Annotated in this window: 13 protein-coding genes; 5 read left to right on the forward strand and 8 right to left on the reverse strand. The window is 68.6% G+C overall.

The window, feature by feature from the left end; translation table 11 throughout:
- Positions 1-6 precede the first annotated feature (6 nt).
- From KUV62_RS02905 to KUV62_RS02915, 3 genes are all read right to left on the reverse strand, one after another.
- Positions 7-993 (reverse strand): quinone oxidoreductase family protein, encoded by a 987-nt coding sequence (locus tag KUV62_RS02905; protein ID WP_222602165.1) that lies wholly within the window; start codon positions 991-993, stop codon positions 7-9.
- A 107-nt stretch (positions 994-1100) separates the two neighbouring features.
- Positions 1101-2084, reverse strand: a complete 984-nt coding sequence (locus tag KUV62_RS02910) for an NAD(P)H-quinone oxidoreductase (protein WP_222602166.1) — start codon at positions 2082-2084, stop codon at positions 1101-1103.
- An 18-nt stretch (positions 2085-2102) separates the two neighbouring features.
- Complete coding sequence (locus KUV62_RS02915) at positions 2103-2801, reverse strand: COQ9 family protein (RefSeq protein WP_222602167.1); 699 nt, start codon at positions 2799-2801, stop codon at positions 2103-2105.
- Positions 2802-2919: 118 nt separating this feature from the next.
- Here KUV62_RS02915 and rpsU point away from each other — a divergent pair, with 118 nt between their 5' ends.
- Positions 2920-3126 (forward strand): 30S ribosomal protein S21, encoded by a 207-nt coding sequence (rpsU, locus tag KUV62_RS02920; RefSeq protein ID WP_005614280.1) that lies wholly within the window; start codon positions 2920-2922, stop codon positions 3124-3126.
- A gap of 466 nt (positions 3127-3592) precedes the next feature.
- Here the strand turns inward: rpsU and KUV62_RS02925 are convergent, their stop codons facing one another.
- Complete coding sequence (locus tag KUV62_RS02925; protein ID WP_222602168.1) at positions 3593-7054, reverse strand: DNA translocase FtsK; 3462 nt, start codon at positions 7052-7054, stop codon at positions 3593-3595.
- A gap of 19 nt (positions 7055-7073) precedes the next feature.
- The gene (locus KUV62_RS02930) at positions 7074-8255 is read right to left on the reverse strand and encodes an aminotransferase class I/II-fold pyridoxal phosphate-dependent enzyme (RefSeq protein WP_222602169.1); all 1182 of its coding nucleotides are present in this window, start codon (positions 8253-8255) and stop codon (positions 7074-7076) included.
- A 598-nt stretch (positions 8256-8853) separates the two neighbouring features.
- Here KUV62_RS02930 and KUV62_RS02935 point away from each other — a divergent pair.
- Positions 8854-9789, forward strand: coding sequence for a hypothetical protein (locus KUV62_RS02935; RefSeq protein WP_222602170.1), 936 nt, complete (start codon positions 8854-8856; stop codon positions 9787-9789).
- 75 nt (positions 9790-9864) lie between these two features.
- Here the strand turns inward: KUV62_RS02935 and KUV62_RS02940 are convergent, their stop codons facing one another.
- Positions 9865-11193: an amidase gene (locus KUV62_RS02940; RefSeq protein ID WP_222602171.1), complete on the reverse strand. Its 1329-nt coding sequence runs from the start codon at positions 11191-11193 to the stop codon at positions 9865-9867.
- Between the two features lie 51 nt (positions 11194-11244).
- Here KUV62_RS02940 and KUV62_RS02945 point away from each other — a divergent pair, with 51 nt between their 5' ends.
- The 3 genes from KUV62_RS02945 to KUV62_RS02955 all read left to right on the forward strand — a co-directional run bounded on the left by KUV62_RS02945 (position 11245) and on the right by KUV62_RS02955 (position 14495).
- Positions 11245-12498 carry a UbiH/UbiF/VisC/COQ6 family ubiquinone biosynthesis hydroxylase gene (locus tag KUV62_RS02945; protein WP_222602172.1) on the forward strand — a complete coding sequence of 418 codons (1254 nt, stop codon included), beginning with the start codon at positions 11245-11247 and terminating at the stop codon, positions 12496-12498.
- Positions 12499-12637: 139 nt separating this feature from the next.
- Positions 12638-13657, forward strand: a complete 1020-nt coding sequence (locus KUV62_RS02950) for an LLM class flavin-dependent oxidoreductase (protein WP_222602173.1) — start codon at positions 12638-12640, stop codon at positions 13655-13657.
- A gap of 67 nt (positions 13658-13724) precedes the next feature.
- Positions 13725-14495, forward strand: a complete 771-nt coding sequence (locus KUV62_RS02955; RefSeq protein WP_222602174.1) for an SDR family NAD(P)-dependent oxidoreductase — start codon at positions 13725-13727, stop codon at positions 14493-14495.
- Positions 14496-14550: 55 nt separating this feature from the next.
- Here the strand turns inward: KUV62_RS02955 and dacB are convergent, their stop codons facing one another.
- Both dacB and KUV62_RS02965 read right to left on the reverse strand, forming a co-directional pair.
- Positions 14551-16050: a D-alanyl-D-alanine carboxypeptidase/D-alanyl-D-alanine-endopeptidase gene (gene dacB, locus KUV62_RS02960; RefSeq protein WP_222602175.1), complete on the reverse strand. Its 1500-nt coding sequence runs from the start codon at positions 16048-16050 to the stop codon at positions 14551-14553.
- 58 nt (positions 16051-16108) lie between these two features.
- A complete protein-coding gene (locus KUV62_RS02965) occupies positions 16109-16747 on the reverse strand; it encodes a nicotinate-nucleotide adenylyltransferase (RefSeq protein WP_222602176.1) in 639 nt (212 codons plus the stop codon).
- Positions 16748-16843: the final 96 nt, after the last annotated feature.

A 16843-nucleotide genomic window follows, 5' to 3' on the forward strand; every position in this document is an offset into this window, starting at 1 on the left:
GCCGGATCACTCCAGCGTCAGGATGGTCTGGCCGGTGGTGCGCCGGGCTTCCAGCACCCGGTGCGCCTCGGCCACGTCCTCGAGCGGGAAGCGCTGGTCGATGCGGATCTTGACCTCGCCCGACGAGACCTTGCCAAACAGCATCCCCGCCATCGACTGGCAGGTGCCGTGATCGGCGATATGGGTGAAGAGCGTCGGCCGGGTCACCTTGAGCGATCCCTTCTGCGCCAGCAGGCCGAGGTTGAACGCGTCGACCGCGCCGGATGCATTGCCGAAGGAGATCATCATCCCGAGCGGCTTGAGACAGTCGAGCGAGCCCTCGAACGTGGCCTTGCCGACCGAGTCCATCACCACGTCGACCCCCTTGCCGTCGGTCAGCTCGCGCACGCGGGCGACCCAGTCCTCGGTGGCGTAGTTGATGCAGGAATCGGCGCCGTGCTCCAGCGCCAGCGCGCATTTCTCGTCCGAGCCGGCAGTGCCGATCAGCCGGATGCCCTCGGACTTGGCCCATTGGCAGGCGATCAGCCCGACGCCCCCGGCGGCGGCATGGAACAGAACCGTGTCCCCGGCCTGCAGCGGCGTGGTGCGGTGGAAGAGATACTGCACCGTCAGCCCCTTCAGCATCATCGCGGCGCCCTCCTCGAAGGAGATCGCGTCGGGCAGCCGGCAGACCTGCGCCGCGGGCATCACCCGCGCTTCGCAATAGGCCCCCGGAGGCGCCGCGGCATAGGCGGCGCGGTCGCCCACCTCGAGATGCATGACGCCCTCGCCCACCGCCTCGATCACGCCCGACGCCTCCATGCCGAGCGCATGCGGCAGGGTCATCGGGTAGAGCCCCGAGCGCTGGTAACAATCGATGAAGTTGAGCCCGCAGGCCTTGTGCCGGATCCGGACCTCGCCCGGCCCCGGCTCTCCCACCGGCCAGTCGGCCAGCTTCAGGGCCTCGGGGCCGCCATGTTCCTCGATGATGACCGTGCGTGCGGTATTCGCCATGAGATCCTCCTCTGTTCGCGCAGGCGTTGGCGCAGAGACTGCGTCGCCCGCGCGGCGGACACAAGGGTGCGCAGGAGGGCGCGCGGGCACGGCCCGCCGCGCCCGGCTCAGCGGACCTTCAGCACCATCTTGCCGACATGCGCCGAGCTCTCCATCCGGGCATGCGCCGCCGCGGCCTCCGCCAGCGGGAACTCGGAATCCATCACCGGGGCGATGCGGCCCGCATCGAGTAGCGGCCAGACATGCTCGCGCAGCGACGCGGCGATGCGGGCCTTCGCCTCGACGCTCTGCGGCCGCAGGGTCGAGCCGGTGATGGTCAGGCGCCGCACCATGAGATGCACGAAGTTCAGCTCCACCTTCGGCGATTGCAGGAAGGCGATCTGCACCAGCCGGCCATCATCGGCCAGCGTCTTGACGTTGCGCGGGATGTAGTCGCCGCCCACCATGTCGAGGATCAGGTCGGCCCCGCCCTCGGCCCGCAGCACCTCGACGAAATCCTCCTCGCGGTAGTTGATCGCCCGCTCGGCACCGAGCGACAGGCAGGCGGCGCATTTCTCCGCCGAGCCGGCGGTCGCGAAGACCCGTGCGCCCATCACATGCGCCAGCTGGATCGCGGTGGTGCCGATGCCCGAGGAGCCGCCATGCACGAGGAAGCGCTCACCGGCCGCAAGCCGACCGCGCTGGAACACGTTCGACCAGACGGTGAAATAGGTCTCGGGCAGGCAGGCCGCCTCGCGCAGCGCCATGCCCTCGGGCACCGGCAGGCAATGCGCCGCCGGGGTCGCCACGTATTCGGCATAGCCGCCGCCCGGCAGCAGCGCGCAGACCGCGTCGCCCACCGCGGGCCAGGTCACCCCGGGCCCCACCGCGGCCACGACGCCGGAGGCCTCGAGCCCCGGCAGGTCGCTGGCGCCGGCGGGCGGCGCGTAGCGGCCCGCCCGCTGCAGGGCGTCGGGGCGGTTGACCCCGGCCCAGGCCACTTCGATCACCACCTCGCCATGGCCCGGCTGCGGCACCGGGCGGTCGGTCAGGCGCAGCACCTCCGGCCCGCCGGGCTCGGAGATCTCGACGGCGCGCATGCTGTCAGTCATTCGGTCAGTCCTGTGTTGTCAGCGCGGGGCGGTCCAGCCGCCCGGCAGATCGTTGTCCCGGACGGCGCGCGGCGCGCGGATGCTGCCCAGCACCTTCTCGGGTCCGGCGAAGACCCGCTTGAGCAGCGGGTTCTCACGCATCTTGGCCTTGGTCTTCTCGAAGCGCATCACGTCCTCGATGCGACGGTCGAGGAACTCCCAGGTGGCCTGGTGGTCGAGCGAATCGTCGCCCAGCCAGTAGAGCACGGTGGAGGAATAGACGCCGCTGAGCGTCGCGCGCTTGCTGTACCAGTTGAAATCCCGCGCGGTGTCGCCGAGCACGGTCCAGATCCGATCGGCGGTGCCCCAGATCAGCTTGGCACCGTCGGGCGCGTAGATCGGCAGGGCAAAGAGCGTGGTGCCGCGGCGCACCGCCTCGCGATCCTTGACCACCTCGATGCGGGTGCGCACCGCGCGGGTCACCTTATCGCGGTAGCGCAGCGGCTCGGCATCGGGGTCACGGTCCATCTCGGACAGCGCCGCGACCATGGCATCGTCACCGCGCTTGTGGAACGCCACCGCGAGATCGACCGCGCCGCGCGGGAACAGGCCCCGCGCCACCACGGGATCCACCCCCGCATCCGCCACCGCCGCACGGAAAGTCGTTTCCGACCAGCCATCGAAGGCAACATGGTTCAGCGCCGCGTCCAGCAGGCGCCCGGCTGCATCGTCCGTCATGGGCCTCTCCTTCGACTCAATAGAGTTTCTAGACCCTAGACAATTTAGTCCGGCCTTGCTATACGGCCACCTCCTGCAATTCCTTGCAACTCAAACTTAGAAAGGTGGTGAAAACCACATGCAGGTTAGTGTTCGCGACAACAATGTCGATCAGGCGCTCCGTGCCCTGAAGAAGAAGCTGCAGCGCGAAGGCGTGTTCCGTGAAATGAAGCTCAAGCAGCATTTCGAGAAGCCGTCCGAGAAGAAAGCGCGCGAGAAGGCCGAGGCCATCCGCCGTGCCCGCAAACTGGCACGCAAGAAAGCCCAGCGCGAAGGCCTCCTCTGAGCCCTTTGCCACGGATTTTCCGGCGCAGGTCAGGCAGCTGACCTTCCAACACAAGAAGTCGACGACCCCCGGGGCCCTGCCTTTCGGGGGTTTGTCTTTTTTGCCCCCCGATTTGCCCTCGGCGTGCTCCTCCGCCCTTGCGGGCGTCCTCGCAGGCGAACGGCACGCGGCGCGCGCCTGACCGGCCTCTCCCTGGCGCAATCGTCCGGCCTGCCTCCGGCGGGAGTATTTTCGACGAAGAGAAGACAGGAGCGCTGCGCCCTCCCCTTCTCTGGTTTTCAAATACCTCGGGGGTGAATTGGCCCAACGGGCCAAGAGGGGGCAGCGCCCCCTTTCTCTCTTACAACGGCAGGGCCAGGCGTGGCGCGTCAGCATCGTCGCGCGGCCGGCCAGACGCGCGAGACCGCCCCTCTGCAGCAAAGAAAAGCCCCCTGCCCCGGCAGGGGAGGGGGCTCTCGCGTTGCGATCAGGCCTGCTCGGGCACCAGGATCTCGCGCTTGCCGACGTGGTTGGCGGGCGAGACCACGCCCTCGTCCTCCATCTGCTCCACCAGGCGCGCCGCCTTGTTGTAGCCGATGCCAAGCTTGCGCTGGATGTAGGAGGTCGAGCACTTGCGGTCCTTGATGACGATCGCCACAGCCTGGTCGTAGAGCGCATCCTCGCCGCCGGTGTTGCCCCCGGTGTTGAGCCCCAGAACCGCGTCGATATTGTCGGCCTTCTCCTCGTCCGGGCCCTGGACAACGCCCGAGACGTATTCCGGCGGGCCGTAGGCCTTGAGGTGATTCACCACCTCCTCGACCTCCTCGTCGGAGCAGAACGGGCCGTGGCAGCGGGTGATCTTTGCGCCGCCGGCCATGTAGAGCATGTCGCCCATGCCCAGGAGCTGCTCGGCGCCCATCTCGCCGAGGATGGTGCGGCTGTCGATCTTCGAGGTCACCTGGAAGGAGATCCGGGTCGGAAAGTTGGCCTTGATCGTGCCGGTGATGACGTCGACCGAGGGGCGCTGCGTCGCCATGATCAGGTGAATGCCCGAGGCCCGCGCCATCTGCGCCAGGCGCTGGATGCAGGCCTCGATCTCCTTGCCCGCCACCATCATCAGGTCGGCCATCTCGTCGACGATGACGACGATATAGGGCATCTTGCGCGGCTCGAACTCCTCGGTCTCGAACACCGGCTCGCCAGTCTCGTCGTCGAAGCCGGTCTGCACCGTGCGCTTGAACAGCTCGCCCTTCTTCAGCGCCTCCGCCACGCGGCCGTTGTAGCCGTCGATGTTGCGCACGCCCATCTTCGACATCTTGCGGTAGCGGTCTTCCATCTCGCCCACCACCCACTTCAGCGCCACCACGGCTTTCTTGGGATCGGTCACCACCGGCGAGAGCAGGTGCGGGATGCCGTCATAGACGCTGAGTTCCAGCATCTTGGGGTCGATCATCACCAGCCGCAGGTCATCGGGGCTGAGCTTGTAGAGCAGCGACAGGATCATCGTGTTGATCGCCACCGACTTGCCCGAGCCGGTGGTGCCCGCGATCAGCAGGTGGGGCATCTTGGCGAGGTTGGCAACCACCGGGTCGCCGCCGATGTCCTTGCCGAGCGCCAGCGGCAGCTTCTGGTTGCCGTCGCCGTAGTCGCGGCTCGACAGGATCTCGCGGAACGACACCATCTCGCGGTGCTCGTTGGGCAGTTCGATGCCGATCACCGAGCGGCCCGGCACCGTCGAGACACGCGCCGAGAGCGCCGACATCGAGCGCGCGATGTCGTCGGCAAGGCCGATGACGCGGCTGGCCTTGAGGCCCGGCGCGGGCTCGAGCTCGTACATCGTCACCACCGGACCCGGGCGCACCGAGACGATCTCGCCCTTGACGCCGTAATCGTCGAGCACGGTCTCGAGCATGCGGGCGTTTTCCTCGAGCGCCTCGTCGCTGAGATGATGGCGCTCGATGGCGTCGGGGCTGGCGAGCAGGCTCAGCGGCGGGAATTCGAAGTCCGAATGCGCCTCCTCGAAGCTCAGCTTGGGCTGCGCCTCCTCCTGCGCCCGGCGCGACGGCTGCATCGGCCTGCGCTCGGGTTGCTGCACGACCTTCTTCGGCTGCACCACCGGGATCGCCGGGCGGCGGTCGGCGTATTCCGCCGGCATCTCGGGGATGTAATTGTCCTCCTCCGCGTAGTCGGCGGCATCATCGGCATAATCATCGGCATAATCATTGGCATCGCCGAGGGCTTGGCCATCGTCGGCGAAGACGTTGCGCGGCTCCTCGCCGTAGCCATCCTGGCCGTAGCCGTAATCGCGGTCATCTGCCGCGTCGTAGCCCAGGCCATCAGAATCGGAGTGGCCATACTGGTCATCGTAGCGGTCATCGTGGTGTCCGCCCTGTGCGGCGGCGTCGTAGCCGCCGGCGGGGCGGTAATCGGCGAAATCGTCGCTGTCGTCGGTCACCGCCTCTTCCGGTTCGGGCTCGAGTTCGAAGGGCGGCGGCGCGGCACGGCCGCGGCTGACAAGGCGCGAGCCGCCTTCGCCGGGTGCGGCGGGGGCTTCCGGGGCGAACGCCACCGACGCGGCGGCGGCGGCGGCCACCGGTGCGGCGGGCAGACGCGGCGCGGTGAGCGGCGGCTCGGCCGGCAGGCCCTGCGCGGCGGCATGGGCGGCGGTCAGCGGTGGCTCGGCGCGGGCGGCGCCCGGCGTGCGATAGATCAGCGGCTCGGGGCGACGGCCCCGGCCCTTGGTCAGCGGCTTGTCCGGGTCCGGCACGAAAGCGGCCTCTTCCGGTTCGGGGCCGCGGCGGCGGGCGCGGATCACGTCGGCGATCTTGGCGCGGATACGCTCTTCGCCGGGCTCTTCCTCGATGACGTAGCCATCCTCGTCGACCTCGATCATCTCCGCCGCCGGCAGCACCTCGTGGCGCTTGATCAGCGAGGGGACCCGCGACAGCAGGCCAGGCTTCTTGGGCTCAGGACGCGGCTCGGGGCGCGGCTCGGGCGTCTGCATCGCCTGCGGCTCGGGCCAGTGGGCCTCGGGCTCGTGCGGCTGCGGCGCGTCATAGGCGGACTCGGCATAGGTGACCGGTGCCGGCGCTGCGGCGGAGGCCGGGCGGCGCACCAGCGGCGCAGCGGACGCTTGCGGCGCCGGAGCCACGGCCGGCTCGGGCGCGTAGCCCTGCTCGGCGGCCCAGGCGGCCTCCTGCTCGGCAGCCCAGGCCGCGGCCTCGGCATCTTCCTGTCGGCGACGCTCGCGGCGCTCCGACTGCGCCGCCTGCAGGCGCTGCGCCGCCGACATGGTCGAGCTCGCGCCACGGCCCAGCAGGCGCAGGACCGTGTCATAGGCCATCACCGTTCCGATCAGCAGGAAACGCCCGATGGCGCCGAGCTCGGGCTTGGTGAAGCCCAGCACGAAGGCGCCCATGGCGACGATCCCGGCACCGAGGACCAGCATCACGAGTTTCAGCCCGAGCCCCGCCCCCATCGGCAGGATGCCGAGCACGGTGCCCATCATCATGTCGCCGAAGAGGCCGCCAAGGCCGAAGCTGTGGGTCCATTCCGGCCCCACGGTCTGTCCGGCGGCATAGACGGCGGACAGGGCGATCCAGATCGGGGCAAAGACGATGCGGGAGAGCGCGCGCTCTTCGCCCTGGTGGAGGGCGAGGCGAGCCCCCCAGACCATGAGCACGAGCGCCAGACCCCAGCTGCCCCAGCCGACGATCATGAACAGCGGCGCGGCGATCGAGGCCCCGATCCGGCCCATCCAGTTCTGCACCGGCGCATCGGTTGCCGAGAGCCAGGAGGGATCGTCGGGCGTGTAGGAGCCGATCATCGCGGCGGCCATCAGGCCAAGGGCGATCAGGGCCAGTCCGGCAAGCTCCTTGCCGCGCTTCTCGATCGCCGCCTGCATGTTGCTGTCGAAGAGGGGGTCACGCCCCCGTGCCTGATATGCCATCGCTCGCCTCGTCTTTTTCTTATTGCCCATAGAGACAGTCACGGATCCGCGTGAGTCCCTGTTCGGTCTGCTCCCGGTCTGCCACGAGGGCGACCCTGATATATCCCTTGCCCGGGTTGCCCGCCGCGGTGTCGCGCGACAGGTAAGCTCCCGGCAGCACCCGCACGCCGGTCTCCCGCCAGAGCTTCAGCGCCGCCGCCTCGCCATCCTCGACCGGCAGCCAGAGGAAGAACCCGGCCTGCGGCGGCTCAAAGCCCGGCACGTTGCCGAAGATGCGGTCGGCCATGTCGAACTTCTCGGCATAGAGCCGGCGGTTCTCGACCACGTGGTCCTCGTCGGCCCAGACCCGCTCGCTGACCCGCTGGATCGGCAGCGGCAGCGGTGCGCCGGAATAGGCGCGCAGCTGCTTGATGCGCTTCATGCATTCGGGGCCGCCGGCGACGAAGCCCGAGCGCAGCCCGGGCAGGTTCGAACGCTTCGAGAGCGAGTGGAAGATCACCACGCGCTCGGGATCGGCCCCCATCTCGCGGGCGACCTGGAGCGCGCCGGCGGGCGCCTCGCCGCGGTAGATCTCGGAATAGCACTCATCCGCGAGGATGCGGAAATCGTGTGTCTCGGCCAGCGCGATCAGACGCTCCCAGTAGCCCCGATCCGCCACCGCGCCCTGCGGGTTTGCGGGCGAGCAGATATAGGCCAGCGCGGTGCGCTCGAGCACCTCTTCCGACAGGGCGTGGTAGTCCGGCAGGTGGCCGGTCTCTTGCGTGGCGTTCACGAAGACCGGCTCGGCCACCACCGAGACGGTGGCCACCGCGTAGACCTGGTAGAACGGGTTCGGGATCAGCACCGCCGGCTGCTTGCCGTACTTCTGCTCGGGGCAAAGCGCCATGGCGGCGTTGTAGAGCCCCTCTCGGGTGCCGTTGAGCGGCATCACCTGGGTCGCGGCATCGACGCGCACGCCGTAGCGGCGCGCGATCCAGTCGGCGATCGCCTGCTGCAGCTCCGGGGTGCCGTCGTTGGGCGGATACTTGGCGAACTCGGAAACGTGCTCGGCCAGCACCGCGCCCACCCAGTCGGGAAACGGGTGCTTGGGCTCGCCGATCGACATATGCGTGACCTCACCGCCCGGCGCATGCGCGTCGAGCAGCGCCCGCAGACGCGGAAACGCATAGGGCGGCAGGTTCGAAAACCGCTCGGGAAACATGGCAAATAAGCCTTTGACTGCCTGCAATACTGCTTTTTATCCGGGATCGTTTTCGCCCCGATTTGCCGCCACGATACGAGAAAACCCGGGCTTGCGTCCAGCGCTGTGACCACGCCCGCGCCGCCTGTGGCGGGAATGCCGCAACCGGGCGGAAAGGCCGCAAGGCCCCTTCCGCGTTGCATTTCTGCCCGGTTGCGGTGGGGCGTGGACGCTGACATGTGCCGGGCGACCTGACGAAGACGAAGGCCCCGACCCGCGCGGAACGCGGTCTCAGCGTTGAGGCCCCTGACCTGCTCGCATGCAGACGTAGAGCATGACCTGCCCCCCCGCGACATCGAATACTCACACTACTCGCGTTTCAGATGGGGCTGACAGCGCGGGACACATCCGAAAACAGCCCTACGCAAGCTCCACCTTCAGCCCACCTTGCCCTCCCCAATGCACCAATGTCGAATGTGCGGAAAGCATAGGCGAGCGCCTGAAATTTGCATCAGTTCATGAGAAGAGCGTCTACACCGACCGAGAGGAAGCCGATCACCTTGCGCGGAGTGCCTCTGGTCTGCGCCAATGACACATTGGTTAGGTGCGAGTTGGTATCATGGATTGCAGCTTCCTTCACGTCGCCGCGAGTGACGGCTCAGGTGGAAAAACCTGCGCGTTTCTCTGGGTCGAGTTTGCCCGCATGGTCGCGCAGATCACCCTACCCATAGTTGCCGGCGTCGTCGCATGGGCGACCTTCAGACTCAACAAAGCAAAGCGGCTTGATGCGCTCAATGCCCAGCTTGCAGAGCTACACGATCATTTCTGGCGCGAGCCCGATATGGCCAGAGTTCGCGAAATCATCATGGTTGATCTCGAGTACGGAAGTGTCCAAGCAGCCTTCGAGAACCGCCTCGAGGGCCGACAATTCGTCAGCTCGGACGATTATCAGGTGCTCGAAAAAGTTGATCGGTATGTCAATTTTGTACTTCGTGTCGACGCGGTAACAAAACGCTATCAGAAGAACGGAGTCCGCCCCAACGACGGCAAATTCGTCGAGGAAGTGCTGTTCGAGTATTGGCTGCGCCAAATTGTCGTCCGAAAACGATACGCCCTCTTTGCCTACGTCATCACCTTCTTCTTCGTCATTCCGGCAACGAGAGGCCCAAACAAGAATGACAAGGAACCGCACAGCTCCTTCTGCCTGCTCTACGACCAGCTCTGTGTCCGTAAGGTGCTGCCGGGAGGAGCGGCGTCCGGCGGCGCGACAGAGGAAGAATACCAAAGCTTTACGAGAGCGCTGGTCAACGCCCTCAGGAATCGCAAGCAGCTTCCCGAGAAGGACGCGACGCTTGTGCCTGACCCAGAGGACGGGCTGTGCAGGCAGAAACCACATTGGAAGAAATGGGAGTGCGTGTTGTGCGGGCGTAGCAAGCACTCAAAGCGAAGCGCGGTTGACGTGTTCTGTAGCTCGAAGGACGAGAGCTACATGAACCGTATAGAGCCGGTACGCTTTCCCAAGCCAAAACCGAATTTTTCTAGAGACCAACGATAGAACGCCCCACTGGGGCGCTCCCCCCGGTTTGTTCAACCAGAGAAGACGAGGGGGTTGGTCTGCGGGTGGGTCGTGTCAGGCCAAGGCCCGTTCGGCGGCGAGGCCGAGGCGCAGAAGGCGGTCTTCCTGCATCGGCGGCGCCATCAGCGACAGGCCGCAGGAGGGGGCGCCGGTGGGCAGCGTGAGGGCGCAGCCGCCCATGACATTGCCGACGCGGGTGTTGCGCAGGGCCAGCAGGTTGGCGGTGACGTAGTACTCGCCCTGCTCCATCAGCTTTTCGATGTTGGGCGGCAGTATCGGCGCCGTCGGGCAGAGCACCGCGTCGAAGCCGGCGGTGGCGCGGGCATAGGCGGCGCGGGCGGCGGCCATGCGGTCGAGCGCGCGCAGATAGGCGGCGCCGGTCACCGGCTTGCCGCCCTCGAAACGCTCGCGGATCGGCGCGAACATCTTCTCGGGCGCCGCCTCGATGGCCTCGCCCCAGGCGGCCCAGGCCTCGGTGGTGTAGAGCACGCCCGCATCCTGCATCGGGATGGCGATCTCGGGCACGTCGAGATCGACGATCTCGGCACCGGCGGCGGCGAGCTTGTCGAGCGCGGTCTCGTGGGCGGCGGCGGGCTCGGGGCTCATGTCATCCAGCACGATGGTGGTCAGCCGGGCGAAGCGGCGGCCTTTCAGCGAGGTGCCGCGCAGGTCGGGGGCGTCGCGGCCCTCGAGCGCCGCGAAGGTCAGCGCCGCGTCCTCGACGCTTCGGCAGAGCGGGCCCACCGTGTCGAACGCGACCGCCAGCGGCACCACGCCGTCGAGCGAGATCCGGCCGGAGGTGGTCTTGAGCCCGACAAGGTCGTTCCAGCAGGACGGGATGCGCACCGAACCGCCGGTGTCGGAGCCGATGGCGGCGGCGGCAAGGCCGAAGGCGACCGAGGCGGCGGCGCCCGAGGACGAGCCCCCGGCCACGGCGCCGGCGTCGTTCACGCAAGGCGGCGTCGCGGTCATCGGGTTGAGGCCGAGCCCGGAAAAGGCGAGCTCGGACATATGGGTCTTGCCGAGGCAGACCAGCCCCATCGCCGTCGCCACCTCGAGCACGGCGGCATCGCGCGCGGGCACCCTGCCCTCGAGCAGCTTCGAGCCGGCCTCCGTGGCGATGCCGGCGGTGTCGAAGAGATCCTTCCAGCTCACCGGCACCCCGTCGAGCGGCGAGCGGCGCTGCTTCAGCTCGGCGCGGCGGCGGGCGGCATGGGCCTCGGCCAGCGCGCGCTCGGGCGTCAGGCGGGAATAGATCCGGTCCTTCAGCGGATGCGCCGCGATCTTGTCGAGAAAGGCCTGGGCGAGCGCCACCGGATCGATCTCGCCCGCCCCGATGCCCCGCCCCAGCGCCGCTGCGCTCATGCCCGTCAGATCGCTCATCACCGTCCCTCACTTTTCGCGTTCGCAGCATTGGTAGCGGCAGCGCAGCGCATGGACAATCCCGCGAGGGGCCGCATATTTGCGCTCATGGAACATGATTGCGACATCTTGATCGTGGGCGGCGGGCTCAACGGCCCCGCCCTGGCGCTGGCGGCGGCGAAGTCCGGGCTGAAGAGCATCGTCATCGACGCCCTGCCCGAGGCGGCGCGCACGCAGGAAGATTTCGACGGCCGCGGCTACGCGCTGGCGCTGTCCTCGGTGCGGATGCTGGCCAATCTCGGGCTCTGGGAGCGGCTGGCGCCCAACGCCCAACCGATGCGCGAGATCAAGGTGACCGACGGCCGCGTGGGCGATGCGCGGGTGTTTCTTGGCCTGCATTTCGACAGCGCCGAGATCGAGGAAGGCCCGATGGGCCAGATGGTCGAGGACCGCTACCTGCGCCGCGCCCTGCTCGAGGCGATGGACGGCAATGCCCTGATCGAACAGCGCGCCGGCGAGACGGTGATCGCGCAGGAGAGCGGCGCAGGCGGCATCAGCGTGACGCTGGCCAGCGGCGAGACGCGGCGGGCCCGGCTGCTGGTGGGCGCCGACGGGCGCAGGAGCGGCACCGCCGCGCGGGCGGGCATCCGGCGCACCGGCTGGGGCTACGGCCAGACCGCGCTGGTCTGCGCCATCGCGCATGAGCAGCCGCATCACGGCATCGCGCATCAGTTCTTCATGCCGCCGGGGCCGCTGGCCATCCTGCCGCTGCCGGGCAACCGCAGCTCCATCGTCTGGAGCGAGACCGACGCCCGCGCGCGCGCCATCAACGCCCTGCCCGACGACCAGTATCTCGAGGTGCTGCGGCCGCGCTTCGGCGAGTTCCTCGGCGAGATCTCCCTCGCGGGCAAGCGCTTCGTCTACCCGCTGAACCTGACGCTGGCCAACAGCTTCATTGCCGAGCGCCTGGCACTGGTAGGCGACGCGGCGCACGGCATGCACCCGATCGCGGGGCAAGGCCTCAACGCCGGGCTGCGCGACGTGGCGGCGCTGGCGGATGTGCTGAGCCACGCGCAACAGCGCGGCGAAGACATCGCCTCGCCGCTGGTGCTGGCGCGCTACCAGCAATGGCGGCGCTTCGACACCGCCTCCTTGGCGGCGGCGACCGACCTGTTCAACCGGCTGTTCTCCAACGACAACCCACTCCTGCGCCTCGGCCGCGATCTCGGCATGGCAGCGATCAACGCGGTGCCGGGGCTGCGCCGTGGCTTCATCCGCGAGGCCGCCGGCATCACCGGCGACCTGCCGGAGCTGATGCGCGACTGAGCGCAGCCGCGCCAAGCAGCGATGCACAGACCCTGCGCCAAGGCGAACCCTCGGCGCCCTTGCTCCGTGGGCGGCGGTCTTCCTATCTCCTTGATCAAGGGCGGCAAAGCCCGCCAAGACGGATCAAGGAGCCGTATTCATGAAAAACATCGGATTTCTGTCCTTCGGACACTGGTCTCCGACCCAAGGCAGCGCGGTCAAGACCGCGGCCGACGTGCTGACCCAGTCGATCGAACTGGCGGTGGCCGCCGAGGAACTCGGGCTCGACGGAGCCTATTTCCGGGTCCACCACTTTGCCCGCCAGCTCGCCTCGCCCTTCCCGCTGCTCGCCGCCGTCGGCGCCCGCACCTCGAAGATCGAGATCGGCACCGGCGTCATCGACATGCGCTACGAGAACCCGTTCTACATGGCCGAGGATGCCGGCGCGGCAGACCTCATCGCCGGCGGACGGCTGCAGCTCGGCCTCTCGCGCGGCTCGCCCGAGCAGGTGATCGATGGCTGGAAGCATTTCGGCTACCGCCCCGCCGAGGGCGAGAGCCCGGCCGACATGGCGCGCCGTCACACGCAGGTCTTCCTCGACCTGCTCGAGGGCAAGGGCTTTGCCGAACCGAACCCGCGGCCGATGTTTCCCAACCCGCCGGGCCTCTTGCGGCTCGAGCCGCATTCGGAAGGGCTGCGCCAGCGCATCTGGTGGGGCGCCGGATCGAACGCCACGGCGGAATGGGCGGCCAGGCTCGGCATGCACCTGCAAAGCTCGACCCTCAAGGATGACGAGACCGGCGAGCCGTTCCACGTCCAGCAGGCCGACCAGCTGCGCGCCTACAAGGCGGCGTGGAAGGAGGCCGGGCACGCCCATGCGCCGCGCACCTCGGTGAGCCGCTCGATCTTTGCCCTCACCAACGATACCGACCGGATGTATTTCGGCCGCGGCGGCAAGGAGACCGATCAGGTGGGCTTCATCGAGCAGCAGCGCTCGATCTTCGGGCGCGGCTATGCCGACGAACCCGACAGGCTCATCGAGCAGCTCAAGGGCGACGAGGCGATTGCCGAGGCCGACACCCTGCTGCTGACGGTGCCGAACATGCTCGGCGTCGACTACAACGCCCACGTGATCGAGACCATCCTGACCGAGGTGGCCCCGGCGCTCGGCTGGCGCTGAGCCCGCTTCCCTTCCTCCTTCCCGCGTGCCAAGAACCCCTTGGGAGATCACGGGAGGGAGGACCCACATGACCCAGAAATGCGCCATCGTCACCGGCGCCGCGCGCGGCATCGGCCTGGCCACGGCAGACCTGTTCCGCGAGCGCGGCTGGCGAGTCGCGATGCTCGACCGCGACGGCGAGGAGCTGCGCCGCGTCTGCGCCGAGCGCCCTGAGGTGCTGGCGCTCGAGCTCGACATCTCCGACCCGCAACAGGTCGGCGCGATGGTCCGCGAGACGCTGGGCTGGGCGGGCCGCATCGACGCGCTGGTCAACAACGCGGGCGTGGCGCTGTTCGGGCCGATCCAGGACTGCGATTACAGCATGTGGCGCGAGGTCATGGCGACCAATCTCGACGGCGTCTTCCTGTGCAGCCAGGCCTGCACCGACGCGCTCAAGGAGACCCGGGGCGCCATCGTCAACATCGCCTCGATCAGCGGGCTGCGCGCCTCGACCCTGCGGGTGGCCTACGGCACCTCGAAGGCGGCGGTGATCCAGCTCACCAAGCAATACGCCGCCGAGCTCGGCGAATTCGGCATCCGGGTCAACTGCGTCGCGCCGGGCCCGGTGCGCACCAAGCTCGCCATGGCGGTGCATACACAGGACATCATCGACGCCTATCACGATGCCATCCCGCTCAACCGCTACGGCTCCGAGCAGGAGCTGGCCGAGGCCATCGTCTTCCTCGCGTCTGACAAGGCCTCCTACGTGACCGGGCAGGTGCTGGCGGTGGATGGCGGCTTCGACTCGACCGGCGTCGGCCTTCCGGCCCTGCGCGGCGGCAAGAGCGAGGGCGCCTGAGCGCCCCCGTTTCGCCTGAAGGGGTTGCCTCTGGGCGCCCCCCGCCGCCAGCGGCTCAGGCGTTGGCCAGCACCGCCCAGCGCTCGATGAGCCGCGATTGCAGCATCTTCGCCCGCGCATTCCACGACCGGGCGCCCTCGGGGCGCTCGCGCTGCGCCATGCTCAGCGCCTCGCGGCGCGGAATGTCGCCGCAGAAGATCGCGAAGGCGAGTTCCGAGCCGTCCGGCAGCTCGGCGAAGCCCGACAGCCCGCTGACGAAGTTCAGCGTGCCGGTCTTGGCCTGCACCTGCACCGGGTGATCGTTGACCGAGCGCCCCTGCTGGTCGCGCATCTTGAACGGCTTCAGCAGCGGCTTCAGCTCGAGCCGCGTGCGAAGCTCCTTCATCGCCGTTGCCATGTCGACCGCCGCGATCCGGCTCAGCCCGCTCAGCCCCGAATGATCGACCAGCGCCACGTTGGTCAGGCCAAGCTCCTCGCGGGCCCAGGCGTTCATCGCCGCCGCCGAGGTCTCGAGCGAGGTCACCATGCCGGTGCGCACCCGCGTGGCGGTCTGGCCGACGATCTCGGCGGTCAGGTTGGTCGAGTATTTCAGCATGTCGCGCAAAATCTCGCGCAGTACGTCGCTTTCACGGCGGGCGAGGCTCTCTCCCTCGGGCCGTGCGAGCACCACCTCGGGCGCCGGAAGCCTCAGGCCGCGCGCGCCGGCCAGTGCCTGAAACACCTCGCCGGCGTAGAGCTCGGGCTTGCGGACGGGCAGCCAGCGCGCCCCGCCATTCCCGAGCGCACCCCGCGCCACGGTCCACTCGTCGCGCGCGCCGCCATCGGTATAGGTGTAGACCGGCAGGCTGCGCGCCACGATGCCCATGCGCGCCATACGGACCGCTGGGCGCAGCGTGTTCGAGGGCGCGTCCATGCTGACGTCGTAGTCGCCACCGGCTTTCTTCCACTCGAAATGCACGCGGTTGTAATTGAGGTTCAGCCCCGACAGCGCCGGGCTGTAGCCCAGATGCGGCGGCTGCCCGGGGTCGATGGTGCGGGTAAAGGGCAAAGCCGAGCCGCAGACCAGGAACTTGCCGCTGACGCCGGTGATGGCCTTCTCCTCGAGCTGCGCGGCAAGCTCCGCCAGCCCGTCGGTGTCGAGCGTCGGATCGCCGCCGCCCAGCAGTACGAGGTCGCCTTGCACCACCCCGTCGCGCACCGGCCCGGTGGCGAGGATCTCGGTCGGAAACCGGTACTCGGGGCCCAGGGTATCGAGCGCGTAGCCGGCGGTCAGCGCCTTGGCCACGCTCGCCGGCGGCATGCCGGTGGCGCCGGCATGTTGCTCGATCACCGCCCCGGTGGCGAGGTTGATGACCGCGAACCCCACAGTGCCATCGAGCCGCGCCGCGTCGATCAGCTCCTCGGCCGACTTGAGCGTGCGCAGGCGGATGTCCTCGCCGCGGGCGACGGGACGGAGCGATGCGGTGGGCGCCTCGGCCCATGCCGGCAGCGCGGCACCCGCGCCGGCCGCCGCGAGCGATGTCAGGAATGCGCGCCTGGAAATGCCTTGTTTCATGGCGTCGATCTAACCGCAGCGATTGTCCGCCGACAAGCGGCCCCTCGGCAGCGCCCGATCACTTTTTGCTGCCCGCGTCGCCACCCGCCGCCCGGCCCCTTGCGCCGCGCAGCTCGGTCGAGCTCAGATCCACCATCGGCACGTTGACGAAGCTCCAGGCCGGCGGCACCGAGCGCGCCAGCAGCCCCGCGGCACGATCCGGCAGGCGGGCGTGGCGGTAGACATCCGCCGCCACCGAGCCGCGCGCCGCCATGCGGCTGCCCGGCCGCGCCAGCACCCCCACCGGCACCCGCTCCATGATCTCGCGCCAGTCTTCCCAGCGGTGCAGCTGCGCGAGGTTGTCGGCCCCCATCAGCCAGACGAAGTTCACCCCCGGAAAGCGCGCCTGCAGATGCGCCAGCGTGCGCGCGGTGTGGCGGGTGCCGAGCAGGCGCTCGACATCGCTCACGATGACCCGCGGATGCGAGAGGATGCGGCGCGCCGCCGCGATACGCTCGTCGAGCGGCGCCGGCCCGTGCGCCTTCAGCGGGTTGCCTGGGCTCACCAGCCAGACCACGCGGTCGAGCCGGAAGCGGCGCAGCGCCTCGAGGGTGATGTGCACGTGCCCGGCATGGGGCGGATCGAACGATCCCCCCAGCAGACCAACGGTCATCCCCGGGACCAGGTGCAGCCCCGCCTCATGCGCGTTCCAAGCCATTGCGGCCTTTCCGTTTCAAAGTCGCGGCAAGAGACACCGGAACGGCCCGCGATGACAACCGGAAACCGGTTTCCCGCGCTCTCTTGCGCCTGTGTC

The organism is Salipiger bermudensis (genome assembly GCF_019801965.1).
Classification (GTDB): Bacteria; Pseudomonadota; Alphaproteobacteria; order Rhodobacterales; family Rhodobacteraceae; genus Salipiger; species Salipiger bermudensis_A.